This window comes from Nocardia vermiculata NBRC 100427 (assembly GCF_001613265.1).
Lineage (GTDB): Bacteria > Actinomycetota > Actinomycetes > Mycobacteriales > Mycobacteriaceae > Nocardia > Nocardia vermiculata.
In genome coordinates, this window is sequence record NZ_BDCA01000001.1 from 385,727 (window position 1) to 402,030 (window position 16,304).

Annotated in this window: 16 protein-coding genes; 8 read left to right on the forward strand and 8 right to left on the reverse strand. The window is 66.9% G+C overall.

Annotated features, from left to right (window positions below):
* Nucleotides 1-18 precede the first annotated feature (18 nt).
* From NV2_RS01800 to NV2_RS01815, 4 genes are all read left to right on the forward strand, one after another.
* A complete protein-coding gene (locus NV2_RS01800) occupies nucleotides 19-1,101 on the forward strand; it encodes an S-(hydroxymethyl)mycothiol dehydrogenase (protein ID WP_067868155.1) in 1,083 nt (360 codons plus the stop codon).
* Nucleotides 1,098-1,718, forward strand: a complete 621-nt coding sequence (locus NV2_RS01805) for an MBL fold metallo-hydrolase (RefSeq protein WP_067868158.1) — start codon at nucleotides 1,098-1,100, stop codon at nucleotides 1,716-1,718. Before NV2_RS01800 ends, NV2_RS01805 begins: the two co-directional genes overlap by 4 nt.
* A gap of 127 nt (nucleotides 1,719-1,845) precedes the next feature.
* Nucleotides 1,846-2,502: an SRPBCC family protein gene (locus NV2_RS01810; protein ID WP_067869150.1), complete on the forward strand. Its 657-nt coding sequence runs from the start codon at nucleotides 1,846-1,848 to the stop codon at nucleotides 2,500-2,502.
* The gene (locus NV2_RS01815) at nucleotides 2,499-2,906 is read left to right on the forward strand and encodes an ArsR/SmtB family transcription factor (RefSeq protein WP_067868161.1); all 408 of its coding nucleotides are present in this window, start codon (nucleotides 2,499-2,501) and stop codon (nucleotides 2,904-2,906) included. The genes NV2_RS01810 and NV2_RS01815 overlap by 4 nt, the downstream gene beginning before the upstream one ends.
* A 23-nt stretch (nucleotides 2,907-2,929) precedes the next feature.
* On the opposite strand, the gene NV2_RS01820 is transcribed toward NV2_RS01815, so the two are convergent.
* The 6 genes from NV2_RS01820 to NV2_RS01850 form a co-directional block, all read right to left on the reverse strand.
* A complete protein-coding gene (locus NV2_RS01820; protein ID WP_067868164.1) occupies nucleotides 2,930-4,156 on the reverse strand; it encodes a cytochrome P450 in 1,227 nt (408 codons plus the stop codon).
* A 292-nt stretch (nucleotides 4,157-4,448) separates the two neighbouring features.
* Complete coding sequence (locus tag NV2_RS01830) at nucleotides 4,449-5,537, reverse strand: NAD(P)H-dependent amine dehydrogenase family protein (protein WP_067868170.1); 1,089 nt, start codon at nucleotides 5,535-5,537, stop codon at nucleotides 4,449-4,451.
* Nucleotides 5,538-5,583: 46 nt separating this feature from the next.
* Entirely contained in the window at nucleotides 5,584-5,781 is a 198-nt protein-coding gene (locus NV2_RS01835) for a ferredoxin (RefSeq protein WP_067868173.1), read from the reverse strand.
* A complete protein-coding gene (locus NV2_RS01840) occupies nucleotides 5,781-6,575 on the reverse strand; it encodes an SDR family oxidoreductase (protein ID WP_067868176.1) in 795 nt (264 codons plus the stop codon). Before NV2_RS01840 ends, NV2_RS01835 begins: the two co-directional genes overlap by 1 nt.
* A gap of 1 nt (nucleotide 6,576) precedes the next feature.
* Nucleotides 6,577-7,782 carry a cytochrome P450 gene (locus NV2_RS01845; RefSeq protein ID WP_067868179.1) on the reverse strand — a complete coding sequence of 402 codons (1,206 nt, stop codon included), beginning with the start codon at nucleotides 7,780-7,782 and terminating at the stop codon, nucleotides 6,577-6,579.
* 141 nt (nucleotides 7,783-7,923) lie between these two features.
* The gene (locus NV2_RS01850; protein WP_067868182.1) at nucleotides 7,924-8,805 is read right to left on the reverse strand and encodes an SDR family NAD(P)-dependent oxidoreductase; all 882 of its coding nucleotides are present in this window, start codon (nucleotides 8,803-8,805) and stop codon (nucleotides 7,924-7,926) included.
* 130 nt (nucleotides 8,806-8,935) lie between these two features.
* On the opposite strand from NV2_RS01850, the gene NV2_RS01855 reads away from it, so the two are divergent.
* Together NV2_RS01855 and NV2_RS01860 are read left to right on the forward strand one after the other, a co-directional pair.
* Nucleotides 8,936-10,408 (forward strand): aldehyde dehydrogenase, encoded by a 1,473-nt coding sequence (locus NV2_RS01855; protein WP_067868184.1) that lies wholly within the window; start codon nucleotides 8,936-8,938, stop codon nucleotides 10,406-10,408.
* Nucleotides 10,409-10,453: 45 nt separating this feature from the next.
* Nucleotides 10,454-11,203: an SDR family oxidoreductase gene (locus NV2_RS01860; RefSeq protein ID WP_067868187.1), complete on the forward strand. Its 750-nt coding sequence runs from the start codon at nucleotides 10,454-10,456 to the stop codon at nucleotides 11,201-11,203.
* Between the two features lie 75 nt (nucleotides 11,204-11,278).
* Here NV2_RS01860 and NV2_RS01865 read toward each other — a convergent pair whose 3' ends face one another.
* Nucleotides 11,279-12,631, reverse strand: coding sequence for a cytochrome P450 (locus tag NV2_RS01865; protein ID WP_084473812.1), 1,353 nt, complete (start codon nucleotides 12,629-12,631; stop codon nucleotides 11,279-11,281).
* Between the two features lie 409 nt (nucleotides 12,632-13,040).
* Here NV2_RS01865 and NV2_RS01870 point away from each other — a divergent pair, with 409 nt between their 5' ends.
* Nucleotides 13,041-13,934: a DUF4189 domain-containing protein gene (locus NV2_RS01870; protein WP_067868193.1), complete on the forward strand. Its 894-nt coding sequence runs from the start codon at nucleotides 13,041-13,043 to the stop codon at nucleotides 13,932-13,934.
* Between the two features lie 187 nt (nucleotides 13,935-14,121).
* Nucleotides 14,122-15,228 (forward strand): phage tail tip lysozyme, encoded by a 1,107-nt coding sequence (locus tag NV2_RS01875; protein ID WP_067868197.1) that lies wholly within the window; start codon nucleotides 14,122-14,124, stop codon nucleotides 15,226-15,228.
* A gap of 15 nt (nucleotides 15,229-15,243) precedes the next feature.
* On the opposite strand, the gene NV2_RS01880 is transcribed toward NV2_RS01875, so the two are convergent.
* Complete coding sequence (locus NV2_RS01880; protein ID WP_067868200.1) at nucleotides 15,244-16,284, reverse strand: NAD(P)-dependent alcohol dehydrogenase; 1,041 nt, start codon at nucleotides 16,282-16,284, stop codon at nucleotides 15,244-15,246.
* Nucleotides 16,285-16,304 lie beyond the last annotated feature (20 nt).

Below are 16,304 nucleotides of genomic sequence, written 5' to 3' on the forward strand. Positions count from 1 at the left end.
ATGCGTAGAGGAGATTTCATGTCCCAGAAGGTTCGCGGCGTCATCGCCCGCAGTGTGGGCGCACCGGTCGAGATCGTCGATATCGTCATTCCCGATCCGGGCCCACACGACGTCGTGGTGCGCGTGCAGGCCTGCGGGGTGTGTCATACCGATCTGACCTACCGCGAGGGTGGCATCAACGACGAGTTCCCGTTCCTGCTCGGCCACGAGGCCGCCGGAGTGGTGGAGACCGTCGGTACCGATGTCACCCATGTCCAGCCCGGCGATCACGTGGTGTTGAACTGGCGCGCGGTCTGCGGGCAGTGCCGCGCCTGCAAGCGTGGCCGCCCCTGGTACTGCTTCGACACACACAACGCGAGCCGCCCGATGACGCTCGACGACGGTACCGAACTCACCCCCGCGCTGGGGATCGGCGCCTTCGCCGACAAGACCCTGGTACACGAGGGGCAGTGCACGGTGATAGACGCCGAGACCGACCCCGCCGTCGCAGGCCTGCTCGGTTGTGGCGTGATGGCCGGGCTGGGCGCCGCGATCAACACCGGCAATGTGCGCTACGGCGATTCGGTGGCGGTGATCGGCTGCGGCGGCGTCGGTGATGCCGCGATCGCCGGGGCACGCCTGGCCGGTGCGACCACGATCATCGCGATCGACCGCGATCAGCGAAAGCTGGAGTGGGCCAGGGAACTCGGCGCCACCCACACGCTCGAGGCGGGTGACGATGTGGTGGCGAAGGTGCAGGAGCTGACCGGCGGTTTCGGCGCCGACGTCGTGATCGACGCGGTCGGCCGGCCCGAGACCTGGAAGCAGGCGTTCTACGCCCGCGACCTGGCCGGCACCGTGGTGCTGGTGGGCGTACCGACACCCGATATGCAGCTGGAGATGCCGCTGATCGACTTCTTCTCCCACGGCGGTTCACTGAAGTCGTCCTGGTACGGCGACTGCCTGCCGGAGCGTGATTTCCCGATGCTGCTGGACCTGTATCGCCAGGGCCGGTTGCCGCTGGAGCGGTTCGTCAGCGAGCGGGTGAGCCTCGACCAGGTGGAGCAGGCCTTCACCACGATGCATCACGGCGATGTGCTGCGTTCGGTGGTGACGCTGTGAACATCGACCGCGTCGTCACTTCCGGAAAATTCGAATTGGACGGTGGCAGCTGGGATGTCGACAACAACGTCTGGGTGATCGGCGACGACCGCGAGGCGATCGTTATCGACGCGGCCCACCAGGCCCAGCCGATCCTCGACGCCGTCGCCGGGCGCACCGTGCGAGCCATCGTCTGCACCCACGCCCACAACGACCACATCAACGTCGCCACCGAGCTGGCACAGGCCTTGCAGGCCCCGATCCGGCTACACCCCGCCGACGAGGTGCTCTGGAGTGCGCTGTATCCCGACACTCGCTACGAGGCCATGACCGACCACGAGCGAATTCCGGTGGCGGGCAGCGAACTCGAGGTCCTGCACACTCCCGGCCACTCCCCCGGTGCGGTCAGCCTGTATCTCCCCTCGGAGCAGACGGTCTTCACCGGCGACACACTGTTCCAAGGCGGCCCGGGGGCGACCGGGCGCTCGTTTTCGAGCTTCCCCACGATCATCGAATCCATCCGCACCCGTTTGCTGACTCTGCCGGGCGAGACCGTGGTCCACACCGGGCACGGCGACTCGACCACCATCGGCGCCGAGGCGCCACAGCTACCGGAGTGGATCAAACGCGAGCACTGATCAACGAGTTCCGGCAAGGCCGCATCGCCCCACGGCGATGCGGCCTTCGCATTCCACCGGCCGCCCCGGGACATGGCAGGTGGTAGCATCGGCCTCAATATAAGTTTTCACTTATGAAGGAATGGCGATGCCCATCTCGATCGACCCCGCCGAAGCGGCCGGGCTGATGACTCGCGAGGTTCGCACCGGCAACCGCGACGGCACGCCGACGAAGATCGCCGTCGCCCGGCGCACCTACCCCACGGGACAGACGGACCTCTGGCAGGCACTGACCGATCGCGACCGACTTCCGCGATGGTTCCTCCCGGTCACCGGCGATCTCGCGGTCGGCGGCCACTACCAGCTCGAAGGCAATGCCGGCGGCGTGGTGGAACAGTGTGAAGCGCCGACCCGGTTCGCGGTCACCTGGGAGATGGGCCCGCAGATTTCCTGGCTGGAGGTGACACTGACCCCGGAGCAGCACGGCACCGTGCTGGAGTTGGTGCACGAGGCGCCCGTCGACCCCGACATGTGGACCCGATACGGACCGGGCGCGGTCGGCGTGGGCTGGGACCTCGCACTGATGGCACTCGGGCTGCACAGCGCCGACGGCGCCGCGGTGGACCCGGCCGAGGGACTGGCATATCCGACCACGCCCGAGGGAACCGAATTCGTGCGCCTCGCCGCGTTCGACTGGGCCGCGGCCGCCATCGCCGACGGCGACGACTCGGCGGCGGCCCGCGCGGCCGCGGAGCGGACCATCGAGTTCTACACCGTGGAACACGAAGGTGGGTCGGCCTGTTGAGCGCTCCGGCTCCGGCGAACATCTTCGAAGCGCTCGCGGATCCGGTTCGGCGCTACATACTCGTGCTGGTGGCAGGTGATGAGCAGCCCGCGAGCGCGATTGTCACCGCGGTGCAACGGTATACGCGGATCTCGCAGCCGGGCGTCTCGCAGCATCTCAAAGTGCTCCGCGACGCCGGCCTGGTGAGCGTGCGCGCCGAGGGCACCCGCCGGATCTATTCCCTGGACCCGGCCGCCGTGCAGACTGCCCGCGGCTGGCTGCTGACACTGATCGACCCGTTGCGGCAGTTCGCCGGGCCGCTGGACGCGCTGGGCACCGAGATCGCCCGCGGCACACGCGCCCGCCGGGGCTCGGAATCGGACCGCGGCGGCGAACTGCCCGGCTCGAAGGCCCGGCCGGCCTGACCGCCACGGCTGTACCGCCGGCCTCAGGAGTACGCGACCTCCCAGTGCTTGATGCCGTTGATCCATCCCGAACGCAACCGCTCCGGCGCGCTGACCTGGCGCAGATCCGGCATCACGTCGGCGATGGCGTTGAACATCAGGTCGATCTCGAGGCGTGCGAGGTTGGCGCCGACGCAGAAGTGCGCGCCGGTGCCACCGAAGGCGAGATGCGGGTTCGGGTCGCGCAGGACGTCGAATTCGAAGGGCCTGTCGAAGGCATCGGAATCGAAATTGGCGGAGCTGTAGAACAATCCGACCCTGTCGCCGGCCTTGATCAGTTGCCCGCCCAGTTCCACGTCCTCGGTGGCGGTGCGCTGGAACGCGGTGACCGGGGTTGCCCAGCGGACGATTTCGTCGACCGCGGTGCGGGGCCGCTGTTCGCGGAAGATCTTCCACTGCTCCGGATTGTCGACGAACGCCTTCATTCCGTGCGAAATGGCATTGCGGGTGGTTTCGTTTCCGGCAACAGCCAGCAGAATGACGAAGAAGCCGAATTCGTCCGAGGCCAGCGCTTCACCGTCGATATCGGCGTTGACCAATTGGCTCACGATGTCCTCGGCCGGCGTGGCGCGGCGTTCCTCGGCCATATTCCAGGCATAACCCAGGATTTCGGCGGACGCCACCACGGGATCACCGTATTCGGGGTCGTCGTAGTTGAGCATCAGATTGGACCAGTCGAATACCTTGTGCCGGTCGTCCTGCGGCACCCCGAGCAGTTCGGCGATGGCCTGCAAGGGAAGTTCGCAGGCCACCTGCTCGACGAAATCACCGCCGCCGGACTCCTTGGCCGCGGTCACGATCCGCTGGGCGCGCTCGGTGAGCGCGGCGCGCAGACTCTCCACCGCGCGCGGCGTGAAACCCTTCGAGATGATCCGGCGCACCTTGGTGTGCTTGGGCGGATCCATGTTCACCAGCAGCGCATTGGTCACCGACAGCTGTTCGGGGGTGGCGTATCCGGGCAGCCGGATGATGGACCCCTTCTTCTCCGAGGAGAAGACCTCGTGGCGGCGCGAGACCTCCTTGATGTCCTCGTGCCGGCTCACCACCCAGTAGCCGCCGTCACCGAACGGGTAGGCCTGCTCTTCGCTCTGGGCGTTCCACCAGACCGGCGCGGTGCGCCGCAATTCCGCAAATTCGGTGACCGGACTCCTCTCGGCCCACAGCCCCGGGTCGGTGAAATCGAATCCGGCCGGTATCGACGGAGCAGCCACAGTTCCTCCTCGTATCCGCTGCATTGCGAATCATGGATTGTTTCGAAACCTGTTCTCCCTCAATTAGAACACGTTGCAGTGAACGGCAAAAGGGTCGCAGACATACGTCCGCCGGGAAAACAGAAGTTAGGACAAAAAGGTTTCGGACAGGCCGAATTCGATCCGCATGGAATCGATTTTTTCGACCGTCCGGACCAATGTCACCGAAAATATTCGCTTGTAGTGTTCGACAGCGCCCGCGCACCCCGGGCCGACCGTCGGCGTGAGTCGGGGATCGGCCCGGGGTGCGTGTTCAGCCGCGCACCCCGGCGCCGCGGTCCCGGCCGCCCCGCCGCAGCCGGTGCGCGGCACGGCCGGCCGGCAGTGGCAGGTCGAGATACGTGCGTACTCCCGGTGCGGCGGCGACCACATCCGGAATGGCGTTGACACAGTTCATCGCGGTGGCGACGATCGACGGGTTACGCCGCGCCCCCTCGGCGAGATCGTGCGCATGCAGTCCCGACAGGGTCAGCACACATCCCGGATCGCCGCGCACCTCCACCTCGAAGCGCTGACCGCCGGGGCCGAAGCGCCACGGTGGGTCGAAATCCGCCTCACCCATCAACCAGTTGACCGCGGCGGTGAGTACCGGCTCCCCGTCGACCGTGCCTTCCCAGCGGAAGTGCTGGGCCGCAACCTGTCCGGGTTCGATGATGCCGATCGGCGATTCGATGGGCGCGGTGGCGACCGCGATATCGTGCGTGGTGCGGATATCGGGATCCAGATCGATGCCGAGCGCGTCGGCCAGCATCCACACCGACTGGCTGTAACCGCCGGCCAGCAGCGCGGCGACGGTACTACCCGCCGCCTCTTCGGGCTTGCGCCCGAACATCATCCAGTCCCGCACCACCTCCGGCGCACCGTAGGTGCGGATATCGGAGAACTCCTCGGCCCGGATTCCGGTGATCGAACCCGACAGCGCCGAGAGCACCAGAGGCAGCCGTTCGGTGAGGCCGCCGGGATGAATGCCGGTGCCGTGCAGGGTCACTCCGCCTTCGGCGCATACCGCGTCGAACTTCTCGCGGTCACGCTGCCTGGGGTAGAACCATCCGAGCGGGGTCACCACATTCTTGCCCGAGCGCAGGATGGCTCGCAGTACCGAGGTGTCGGCGAAGACCGGGCTGTAGAGCACACAGTCGGCGTCGAGCGCCAGCAAGGCATCGGCATCGGTGGTAGCGGTGACGCCGACCGGATCGCGCCCAACCAGAGTGCCCAGATCCGTCCCCTCCTTGTCGGCACTGTGCACCCAGGCACCGACGAGTTCGAGCTCCGGGTGATCGAGAACGGCCTCGATCGCGGCGCGTCCGACTCCGCCGGTGGCCCACTGGATCACCTTCGTCACGGGCGGTCTCCTTTCACCGGGCCGGCGGCCCGCACGAGCGTGCCCATCACTGGTCCCGCACGATCGACAGCGCCTGGGTCGGGCAGTACCGCACGGCGTTCTCCACATCGGGACGGTCGGCCTCGTCCACCTCGGGGCGCAGGATTTCGACCTTGCCGTGTTTGGGTACGGCGAAGTAGTCCGGTGCCTCGCCCAGGCACATGGCGTGGCCCTGACACAGGTCCAGATCCACCTCGATCCGCATCAGCTCTCCTTCGAATCCGTCTCGCGCAGCGGCGCTTCCGGCTGCACCTCGACCAGGACCAGATGCGCGCCGCGGGGCGTGTTGACCACCGCCGCGACCGCGGCGGCGAGATCGGAGGCCCGCAGGAAGAACGGGTGACGTGCGAAGCCCCACTTCAGCCAGTCGTCGAGCAGCGGCCCGACCTGCTCGGGGGCGGCATTCATCCCCATCCCGGTCTGCGTCGCACCCGGGCGCACGATGGACGCCCGCACGCCCGTACCTTCCAACTCCATCCGCAGTTGCCGAGCCATCGCCTCGAGGCCGGTCTTGGCGGCGTTGTACGCACCGTTGCGCGGGCGGACCTGATCGGCGCAGTCGGACCCGATGAAGACGAAATCGCCCCGGCGCCGCGCGATCATCCCCGGTAGCACTCGGTGTGCAAGTCGCTGGGCGCCCACCAGATGCACGTCGACCTGCTTGGCGAAGGTCTGCGGATCCATCTCGTAGGCCAGGCCGAATTCGATATCGCCGGCGCCCGAGACCACCACTTCGGCGGGTCCGAGCGCCTGCTCGGCGGCGGTGACGAAGGCATCGACGGAAGCCTCGTCGGTGACGTCGAGCGCGCCCGCGAAGGCGGTGCCGCCGCCGGCGACGATCTTGTCGGCCAGCTCCTGGCAGGTCTCCACTCGCCGCGCGCCCAGCGCGACCGGAAATCCGGCCTCGGCGAGGGTGACAGCGGTGGCCGCGCCGATACCCGACGAGGCCCCCGCGATCAGGACCGGTCGCACATCCGGATGCGGATCGAAACGCGGCATATTATGAAACCTCCACGGTTACTGGGAGTTTGGCGAACCCCCGGACATTCGTCGAATGCACCCGCTCGATGCCGGACTCGCCGATCGAGTACTCCCGGACCCGGGCCGCGAACTCGCGCAGGGCGATCACGGCCTCCAGCCGGGCCAGATGCGCCCCGAGGCAGAAATGGACGCCGCCACCGAAACTCGCGAGAGCGTTCTTGTCGGGACGTTCGATGTCGTAACTGTCCCCGTCGACGAAGATCGAGTCGTCGCGGTTGGCCGAGCCGATCAGCAGCAGCACCTTCGATCCGGCGGGAATCACACCGTGTTCGAGCGGCACGTCCACCGCGGCCGAGCGCGCCACCATCTGACTCGAGGTGTCGTAGCGCAGGGTCTCCTCGACCCAGTCCGGGACCAGATCGTTGTCGGCGACCACCTTGGCGAACTGCTCGGGATTGTGCCCGGCCCAGTAGAGCGCGTTGCCGAGCAATTTGGTGGTGGTCTCGTTGCCGGCCACCACCATCAGGAACATGAAGCCGATGATCTCGTCGTCGGTGAGTTTGTCACCGTCGATCTCGGCATCGAGCAGCGCCGAGGTCAGATCCTCGGTGCGGCTGCGGCGGCGCTGCGCGACCATCTCCGCGTAGTAGACGATCAGGTTCAGCGAGGCTTCGACCGCGGCATCCGGAACGTCGAGCACTCCTTCTTCGCGGTGCACCACCAGATCCGCCATCCGGCGGATCTCGGCCCGATCGGGTTCGGGCACACCCATCATGTCGGAGATGACGTCCATCGGCAGCTTGCCGGCGAAATCCTCGATCCAGTCGAAGCTGCCACTCTCGAGCGCCGGTTCCAGGTGCTGCAGGGTCAGTTCCCGGATCCGGTCGCCCATCCCGGCGACCCGGCGCGGAGTGAAGCCCTTGTTGACCAGCTGCCGCATTCGCAGATGCCGCGGATCGTCCATGGCCAGGAAGGACATGGTCTTGTGCGCGTGCGGCCCCCATGCCGCCGGGTCCAGGGAAACACCGTTGGCGCTGGACAGCCGGGTGGCGTCCCGGAAAGCCGCGGCCACATCGGCGTGCCGGGACAACGCCCAGAATCCGAGGTCCGCGTTGTGATAGAGCGGCGCCTCTTCGCGCAGCCGCCGGTACACCGGGTAGGGGTCCTCGTGGAACCCGTAGTCGTAGGGGTCGAATACGACCGGATGCACAGATGCCACAGTCATCCCACCCACCTCGCGAGACAGAACGAGTTCACATCGAATCTCATACACACACCGCCAACCGAGACACAGGACTGGACATGTGTCTGGACGCTACCATCGGACGGATTTTCCGACAATGGGCGACCACGGAAAACCACCCCGTCACGCCGTGCCGCCGATCAGCGGATGCAGCTCGGACACCGCCCACGGCGGCGTCTGTGCATGGTCGCGATAGCCGATCGGCTGCAATACCGGACGGACGAAACGACCGACGAAACCACCTGCGGCCACGAAGATCTCACCGGTCACCGCGCTGGAAAGATCGTCGGCCAGATACAGATACACCGAGGCGGCGTGGTCCGGCGGCGGCGCATCCAGCGACGACTGCGCGGTGAACTCGTCCAGCATTCCGCGCTCGCGCAGTTCGGCGATCTTGGCCTCGTAGTCCGGCCCGGTCGAGAGCCGGGTCCTGGCACCGGGGCAGACCGCATTGACCCGCACCCCGTGCTCCTTCAGTTCCGCGGCCATGGCCAGGGTCAGACTGGCCACCGCACCCTTGCCCGCGGGATAGCCGGTGCCGCCGTAGTCGCCGAGGTAGGCGAAGGAGCCGGTGTTGACGATCGACCCGGCGCCACGGGCCACCATCAGCGGTGCGACCGCCCGGCAGGTATTGAACACCGTGGTCAGATGGGAATCCAGCAGTGCCCGCCAGTCGGCGGTGCTGATGTCGAGGATCGAGGAACGGGTGGGTTCGGCGATCCCGGCACAGTTGACCAGTACGTCCACCGCACCGAAACTCTCGATACACCGCCTGACCATCCGGTCGGCGACGGTCTCCTCCGCCGCCGACCCGGCAACCCCGACGGCGCGGCCACCAGCGGCGCGAATCTCGCGCACCACCTCCTGTACCGCCGACTCGCTGCGGGAATTGACCACGACGCCTGCCCCTCGCCGTGCCAGTGCGACAGCAATCGACCGGCCGACACCGCTACCACCACCCACCACGATCGCCGCCTTACCGGCCGCCGCCTCATCTCCGGTCATCACCGGTACCGCCTCTCGCCGCTCCGATTCGCCTGAAACATTCGATTCGCCTGAAACACGTTCTTGTATTCACAGGCCCGTCCAAACTATATTCCGTACAGGTGTCCAGACAGCCCTATCGGAGAGGCGAATGACAAAACTGCTGCCCCACAGCGAGGGCTCCCGACTACTGATCGACGGCAAACTGGTCGCCGGCAGCGCGGGTGTATTCGAGACCGTCAACCCCGCGACCGAGGAGGTCCTCGGCCACGCGGCCGATGCCGACGCCGCCGATATGGATGCGGCCATCGCCGCGGCCCGTACGGCGTTCGACACCACGGACTGGTCGCGCAACCACGCATTCCGCGCCCGGTGCCTGCGGCAGCTGCGCGACGCCCTGCGCGACAACATCGAGGAATTGCGCGAGATCACCATCGCCGAGGTCGGCGCGCCACGCATGCTGACCAGCGGCCCTCAGCTGGAAGGCCCGATCGGCGATCTCGGCTATTTCGCGGATCTGGCCGAAAGCTACCAGTGGGAAACCGATCTGGGCCTCGCGCAGCCGATGGGTATCCCCACCGCACGCACACTGCGCCGGGAGCCGATCGGCGTGGTCGGCGCGATCACACCGTGGAACTTCCCGCACCAGATCAACTTCGCCAAGATCGGTCCCGCACTGGCCGCCGGCTGCACCGTGGTGTTGAAGCCTGCGCCCGACACCCCCTGGGTCGCCGCGGTGGTCGGCACCGTCATCGCGGAGCAGACCGACATCCCACCGGGCGTGATCAACATTGTCACCTCCGACGACCACGAGTTGGGCGCGCAGCTGGTGACCGATCCTCGGGTGGACATGATCTCGTTCACCGGATCGACCCGGACGGGCCGGTCCGTCATGGCCGGTGCGGCCGAGAGTTTGAAGAAGGTCTTCCTCGAGCTCGGCGGCAAATCGGCGTTCGTCGTACTCGACGACACCGACGTGGCCGCGGCCGCGAGCTACGCGGGCTTCACGGTCTGTGTGCACGCCGGCCAGGGCTGTGCGCTCACCACCCGGCTGCTGGTGCCCCGGGAGCACTACGACACGGCGGTCGCGGCCGCGGCCAAGTCGATGGGCGGGATCGTCCCCGGCGATCCGAACGAGGCAGGGACCGTGTGCGGGCCGCTGATCTCCGCACGCCAGCGCGATCGGGTCCAGCATTACATCGATATTGCGCGGTCCGAGGGCGGCACCATCGTCACCGGCGGCGGGCGTCCCGACCGCGAGTCCGGGTTCTTCATCGAACCCACGCTGATCAGCGGGGTATCCAACACCTCGACGGTGGCCCAGGAGGAGATCTTCGGCCCGGTACTCGTGGTGATCCCGCACGACGGCGACGACGACGCCATCCGGCTCGCCAACGAATCCCCCTACGGGTTGTCGGGCGAGGTCTGGGGCACCGACACGGCGCGGATCGACCACGTGGTCAACGGGGTTCGCACCGGCACCTTCGGCGTCAACGGCGGGATCTGGTACAGCGCGGACGCACCGTTCGGCGGCTACAAGCAGTCCGGCATCGGTCGTGAGCTCGGCGTCGCCGGCTTCGAGGAGTACCTCGAGACCAAGTTGATCGCCACCGCCCAGAAGTAGACCTCCCGCGAAGTTCGCGACAATCACCCGAGGAGAACACAACTCATGGCTCGTTTCACCGATCGCGTCGCGATCGTCACCGGCGCGGCACAGGGTATCGGCGCCGAGTACGCACAGGCACTGGCCGCCGAGGGCGCCACCGTCGTCGTCGCCGACCTCAACGAGGACAAGGGTAAACAGGTCGCCGAGCAGATCACCGGCTCCGGTGGCACCGCGGTCTTCCATCCGGTCGACGTGTCCGACCCCGAATCGGCCACCACCCTGGCCGATTTCACCAACACCGAGTTCGGGAAGATCGACCACCTGGTCAACAATGCCGCCATCTACGGCGGGATGAAGCTGGACCTGCTGCTCACCGTGCCGTGGGACTACTACAAGAAGTTCATGAGCGTGAACCTCGACGGCGCACTGAACGTGACCCGCGCGGTGTGGCCGCACATGTCGGCCGCCAAGGGCGGTTCCATCGTGAACCAGTCCTCCACGGCCGCCTGGGTGTATTCGAACTTCTACGGTCTGGCCAAAGCCGGCGTGAACAGTCTCACCCAGCAGCTGGCGGTCGAGCTCGGTGGCTCGAACATCCGGATCAATGCCATCGCGCCGGGGCCGATCAACACCGAAGCCACCCAGACCGTCACCCCGGGCACCATCGTCGACGACATGGTGAATCGCCTGCCGCTCAAGCGGATCGGCACACCACAGGACCTCGTCGGCGCCTGCCTGTACCTGCTGTCCGACGACGCGGCCTGGGTGACCGGCCACATTCTCAACGTCGACGGCGGACAGATCATTCGCTGACCCGCGTTGCCGGCGCCCGGTCCCGGCGGACCGGGCGCCGTTGCGCTCCGAGCGGGCGGGAATTTCCGACCGGGATCAGATTTCGGCGCGGTCGCGGTGCGCGGTGACCGGTTCGGCAGTGCGCTGTTCGTCGCAGACCCGCTGCAACGTCGCCAGGGTTTCGTCCAGGCCCGGCCCCAGCCTCGGGCCGGGCGTGAAGGTCGCCGGAAGCTTACGCATACCTTGGATCACACCGATGGTGTCGTAATGCACGGCACCCTCGGGGTCGCACCGGAAATCCGGCATCCGGTCCAGCACGGCCACGAGCATCCGTTTGAAGACGGTGCGGGCGACATTGGACCCGATACAGCGATGCACGCCGATGCCGAAACTGAAGTGCCGATTACCCTTCCGGTCCAGATCGAGGGTGTTCGGCTCGGGAAACAGCTCCGGATCCCGATTGGCCATCGCCCACGACAACCACAGCCGCTCGCCCTCCTGCAACCGGACGCCCGAGTATTCACAATCCCGCGAGACGGTGCGGCCGTCGCCGGGGGCGGGAGTGAAGAATCGCAGAAATTCCTCGGTGGCCGAGTTCAGGAGCAGATCACGTTCCGCGCTGAGGGTTTCGCGCTGATCGGGATGTTCCGACAGCCATTCCAGCGCATGCGCGGTCAAGGCGGTGGTGGTGTCGAAACCGCCACCGATGAGCAGGCCCAGCATGCCCAGGATCTCGATGTCCGACGGTGCCTCGCCGTCGATTTCGAGGTTCGCCAACGCATGGACGATCCCCGGTCGCGGCCGGGTACGCACCTCGGTGAGATTGGTCAGCAGGTCGATACCCATCGCCTGGTGTTGTTCACGCACCCGCGCCAGATCCGGCGAATCCGGCGGGGTGTAGACCGACGCATGCGCCGGTTCACAGTACAACTGCCATTTGCGCAGCGGAATGCCCAGCATCGCCAGCGTGAGCACCGCGGGCACGATATTGGCCAGATCGTCGACGAAATCTATGCGCCCGCTCTCGATCCGGTCGTCGAGGGCGGCACGCACCACCTCGTCGACGAACGGGATCCAGCGATTCACCGCGGCCGGCGAGAGATACGGATTGAGGGCCTGACGCCACACGCGCTGTTCGGGCGGGTCCATCTCGAGGATGCCGTTCCGAATGGCGGTGCCGGTCTCCGGAAACGGGATGGTGATACCGCGGTACCCACGCCGCTCCCCGTTCGGATCGTGGTCACTGGACACGTCTTGTGAGCGGGCCAGCCCGAAAACCTCGCGACTACCGGCCGCGACCCAGTGGCCACCATAGGTCGGCGACCAGGCGATCGGGCACGTTCGCTGCATCTCGGTGGTGATGGTGTCGAATTCGTCGCGGTATCGCGGCGCATGCCGGTCGAAGTCGTAACGGGGCTGCCGGTGGTCGTCGGAGTGCACGGTCACGATGCTGTCCTCTCCCGCGTCCGGGGTCTCGGGCTCCAATGAACCAGACTAACCCGACACGGCAATACTGTTCTCCTAAACAAAGAACTCAATTTTGATGGTGCCGGCTCTTCCGGCGCACCGGACGCCGGAATCCCGTCCCTGCCATGCGCTACAGTGCTGCCGAACGTTTCACAGCACAGACGGGGGCAACCGCCAGATGTCGATTCCGGCCGCGGCACAGCACATTTGCGCAGGAGGGGAGCGGTAGGCGATGGCGACCGACGATCAGCGCGAACCCGGCCGATCCGGCCAATCCGGCCCCGGCGAGCAGCCTGCGCCGCCCACTCAGGCCTATCCGGGCCCTCCGCCCGCGCCCGGCCCGGGCGGGCCGCCTGCTCCGCCGACCCGGGCGTACCCCGGTGGACAGCCGATGCCACCCGGTCCCGGGAATCCGGGCGGACCGGTGGCGCCACCGACACAGGCGTACCCGGCCGGGCAACCGGCGCCACCCACCCAGGCCTACGAGGGGCAACAGCCGCCGCCCGGGTACCCGGGCGGATACCCGGCGGACGGTTCCGGCGACCCGACCGTGCAGGCCGGACCGGGATACGCCGGCGGTGCCCAGTACGGTGCTCAGCCCTACGGTGCGGACCCGAATCAACAACCGCCGGGATACGGCCCCGGCCAGGGATATCCACCACCGGGTCCGGGCTACCCCGACGGCGGATATCCGGGCGGCCCGCAATACCCACCGCAGTATCCGTATCCTCCGGCGCCGCCGGGCAATTCGGGCAACGGCAAAGTCATCGGCATCATCGCCGCGATCCTCATCCCGATCCTCGGCATCGCCGCCGTGATCGGGGTCCGGGTACTGCGCAACCAGTCACACCACACGTCCACCGACGCGGCCGCGGACCACAGCACCTCCTCCACGTACTCGACGTCGTCACCCGCGCCCACCACCGACTACGAGACACCGACCAGCGAATACGCACCGCCCCCACCGCCTCCGCCGCCGGCCCCGGCCGACGTCTGGATCGCCGCCGGCTACAACACGAATACGGGCAAGGTCACCTGGGCACGCAGCAGTGTCAGCTCCGACGACGCCACCGAACAGGTCGCCAACCACTGCCCCGACTGCGCGAAGCCCGCGGCATGGGCGCGCAACGCCTGTGTGGCGGTGGTCGTCGGCGCCGGCAACGGCTGGGCCTCCACCTGGGGAACCACCGCGGAGGAAGCCGAATCCAAGGCGGTCACCAGCGCTCAGGACAACTACGGCGTATCCGGCCCGTTCGATACCTGGTCCAAATGCACCGAGGACTGAGAGTGCACCGGGAGCACGGTTCCCACCGTCGGGAGTAGTCGGCACCCACGGAGGAACCTATGCTTCCAGCAGACGTATCGGTGGTCTCCACACCCACGTGACGGAGGACAACTCGCCACTGCCCTCGAGGCACCGCCGGTGATCGATCCGTGCCGACCTTGTCAGCCCGAGTGAGAGCGAGGCGCCGATGAGCCCGAAAGGCACCAAGCAACTCGGTGATGTACACGACCTGCCCGCCTGTGCGCCCGATGCGTTGAAGTATTTGTTCCGGGTCGCCGAGGCGGTGATCCAGGAGCAGATCCGGATGCTCGGATCCGGTACTCCGTCGAAGGCCCCGGATATGCAGAAGCTGCTCAGCAGCAGTGGATTCAGCGATCCGGAAAACGAATCGAAGATGATCGACGATTACAAGGGCCACAAGACCGAGATGAACGACGCCACCACCGGTCTCGAGCACAAGGACAAGGGCGTCGTGGTGAAAACCGCGGGCATCGGCGACGCGGTGACAGATGCCTACAGTGCCATCGATACCGCGGTGGGAGAGCTGAACGCCAAGGTCGACGCCTCGTTCAAAGCGGTGCGCACCGTGGCCACGATCGACAAGAACGGCAACAAGAGCACTCACGAGGAACTGCCGAAACACATTGTCGACGGCCTGTTCAAGGCTGCCTGGGAAACCGTGAACACCACCTACGACAAGGCGCACGGGGTGACGGACAAGGCGGCGGCCGCGGCGGTCGCGATCAACGAAGCTACCCCGCCGGCACCGCCACCCAGCGCAGGCGGCGGTCAATATCCGTCCTCGCCGGTTCCTTCCCACGTCCGGCAGGCGGCGTTCAACCCCTCGGATGGTCCCGCACCGAGCATCACCGAAGGACAGAAGCCCACCGCCGAGGCCATCTACCAATACCTGTTGGAGAAGGGCTTCACCCCGGCGCAGGCCGCCGGGATCATCGGCAATATGCAGATCGAATCGGGATTCGAGACCGACGCCTACAACGCCGGCGAAGGTGCGATCGGTCTGTGTCAGTGGGAAGGTGGACGCCGCACGAACCTGGAGGCATTCGCCGCCGGAAAGAACCTCGGAGACTGGCGCACCCAGGTGGATTTCATGGTCCACGAGATGCAGACCAGCGAGTCGCTGGCCTACTCACAGGTCAAGGCCGCACAGACGCCGGGCGAAGCGGCAGCCGCATTCGACCAGTACTACGAGCGCAGCTCCGGCGAAGCCCGCGGCCAGCGCATCAGTGCGGCGCAGAACTTCGCCGGCAGCATGGCCGACGTGGCGGTGTGATGAGAGCCCGTCCGCTCAGGGCACGATGACCGCCCGTCCCCGCAGGGTGTTGGCGGCGAGGCGGCGATAAGCCTCGGGAGCGTTGTCGAGGTCGAAACGTTCGACCGCGATATCGAAGGCGCCCTCGTGCGCGAGATCGATCAGCTCGATGAGTTCGCTGCGTGCACCCCAGTACGGTGAGGTCACCGCCGCCTCGTACGGACTGACCCCGAATCCGACACGGGCCGCGGACTTCCCGTCGCCGACGCCGACGATCGTCACGTCCGAGTCGATACCGGCGACGCCCATCGCGATATCGATGGTCGGCTGGTATCCGACGAAGTCGAGGACCAGACTCGCCCCGGCCGCACCGGTGATCTTGCGAACGTTGTCGGGAGCCTGCGCATTCGACAACACGGCCTCGTGCGCACCGACCGATTTGGCGAATTCGAGTTTTTCGTCGTTGACATCGAGGGCGACGACACGGGCCGAGGACAGCTGCCGCAGCAGCTGGATCGCGACGTGGCCGAGTCCGCCACTGCCGATGACGACCGCCCACGAGCCCGGACGCAACTTGCCCAGCGACCGTTTGATCGCGTGGTACGGGGTGAGACCGGCATCGGTGAGCGGAACCGTCTGCACCGGATCGAGATCTCCGATCGGTACGAGGTGGCGCGGCGAATCCACGATCAGGTACTCCGCGATCGCACCCGGCGCACCCAGCCCCGGCGGGAAGATTCTCAGTTCACCGGCACGTGAACAATAGTTCTCCATCCCCTGCGCACAGAACCAGCAGGTGCCACACCCCCACGGGCCGTAGACCACGGCGCTGGTCCCGAGTTCGAGCCCGCGTACCCCCTCGCCGACCGCGGCGACGGTTCCGGCCCCCTCGTGCCCGAGCGTGAGCGGCAGGTCGAAGCCGAACATCTCCAACGGCATCGACATCACGAAGTCGTCGGAGTGGCATACCCCGGCCGCAGTGACCTTCAGCAACACCTCGCCGGGGCCCGGTTCGGGTGTCGGGATCTCGCGGACTTCGGGTTCCGCGCCTACTGTGACGTACTGCAATGCCTTCATAGCGCCATTCCTCTCGGTCA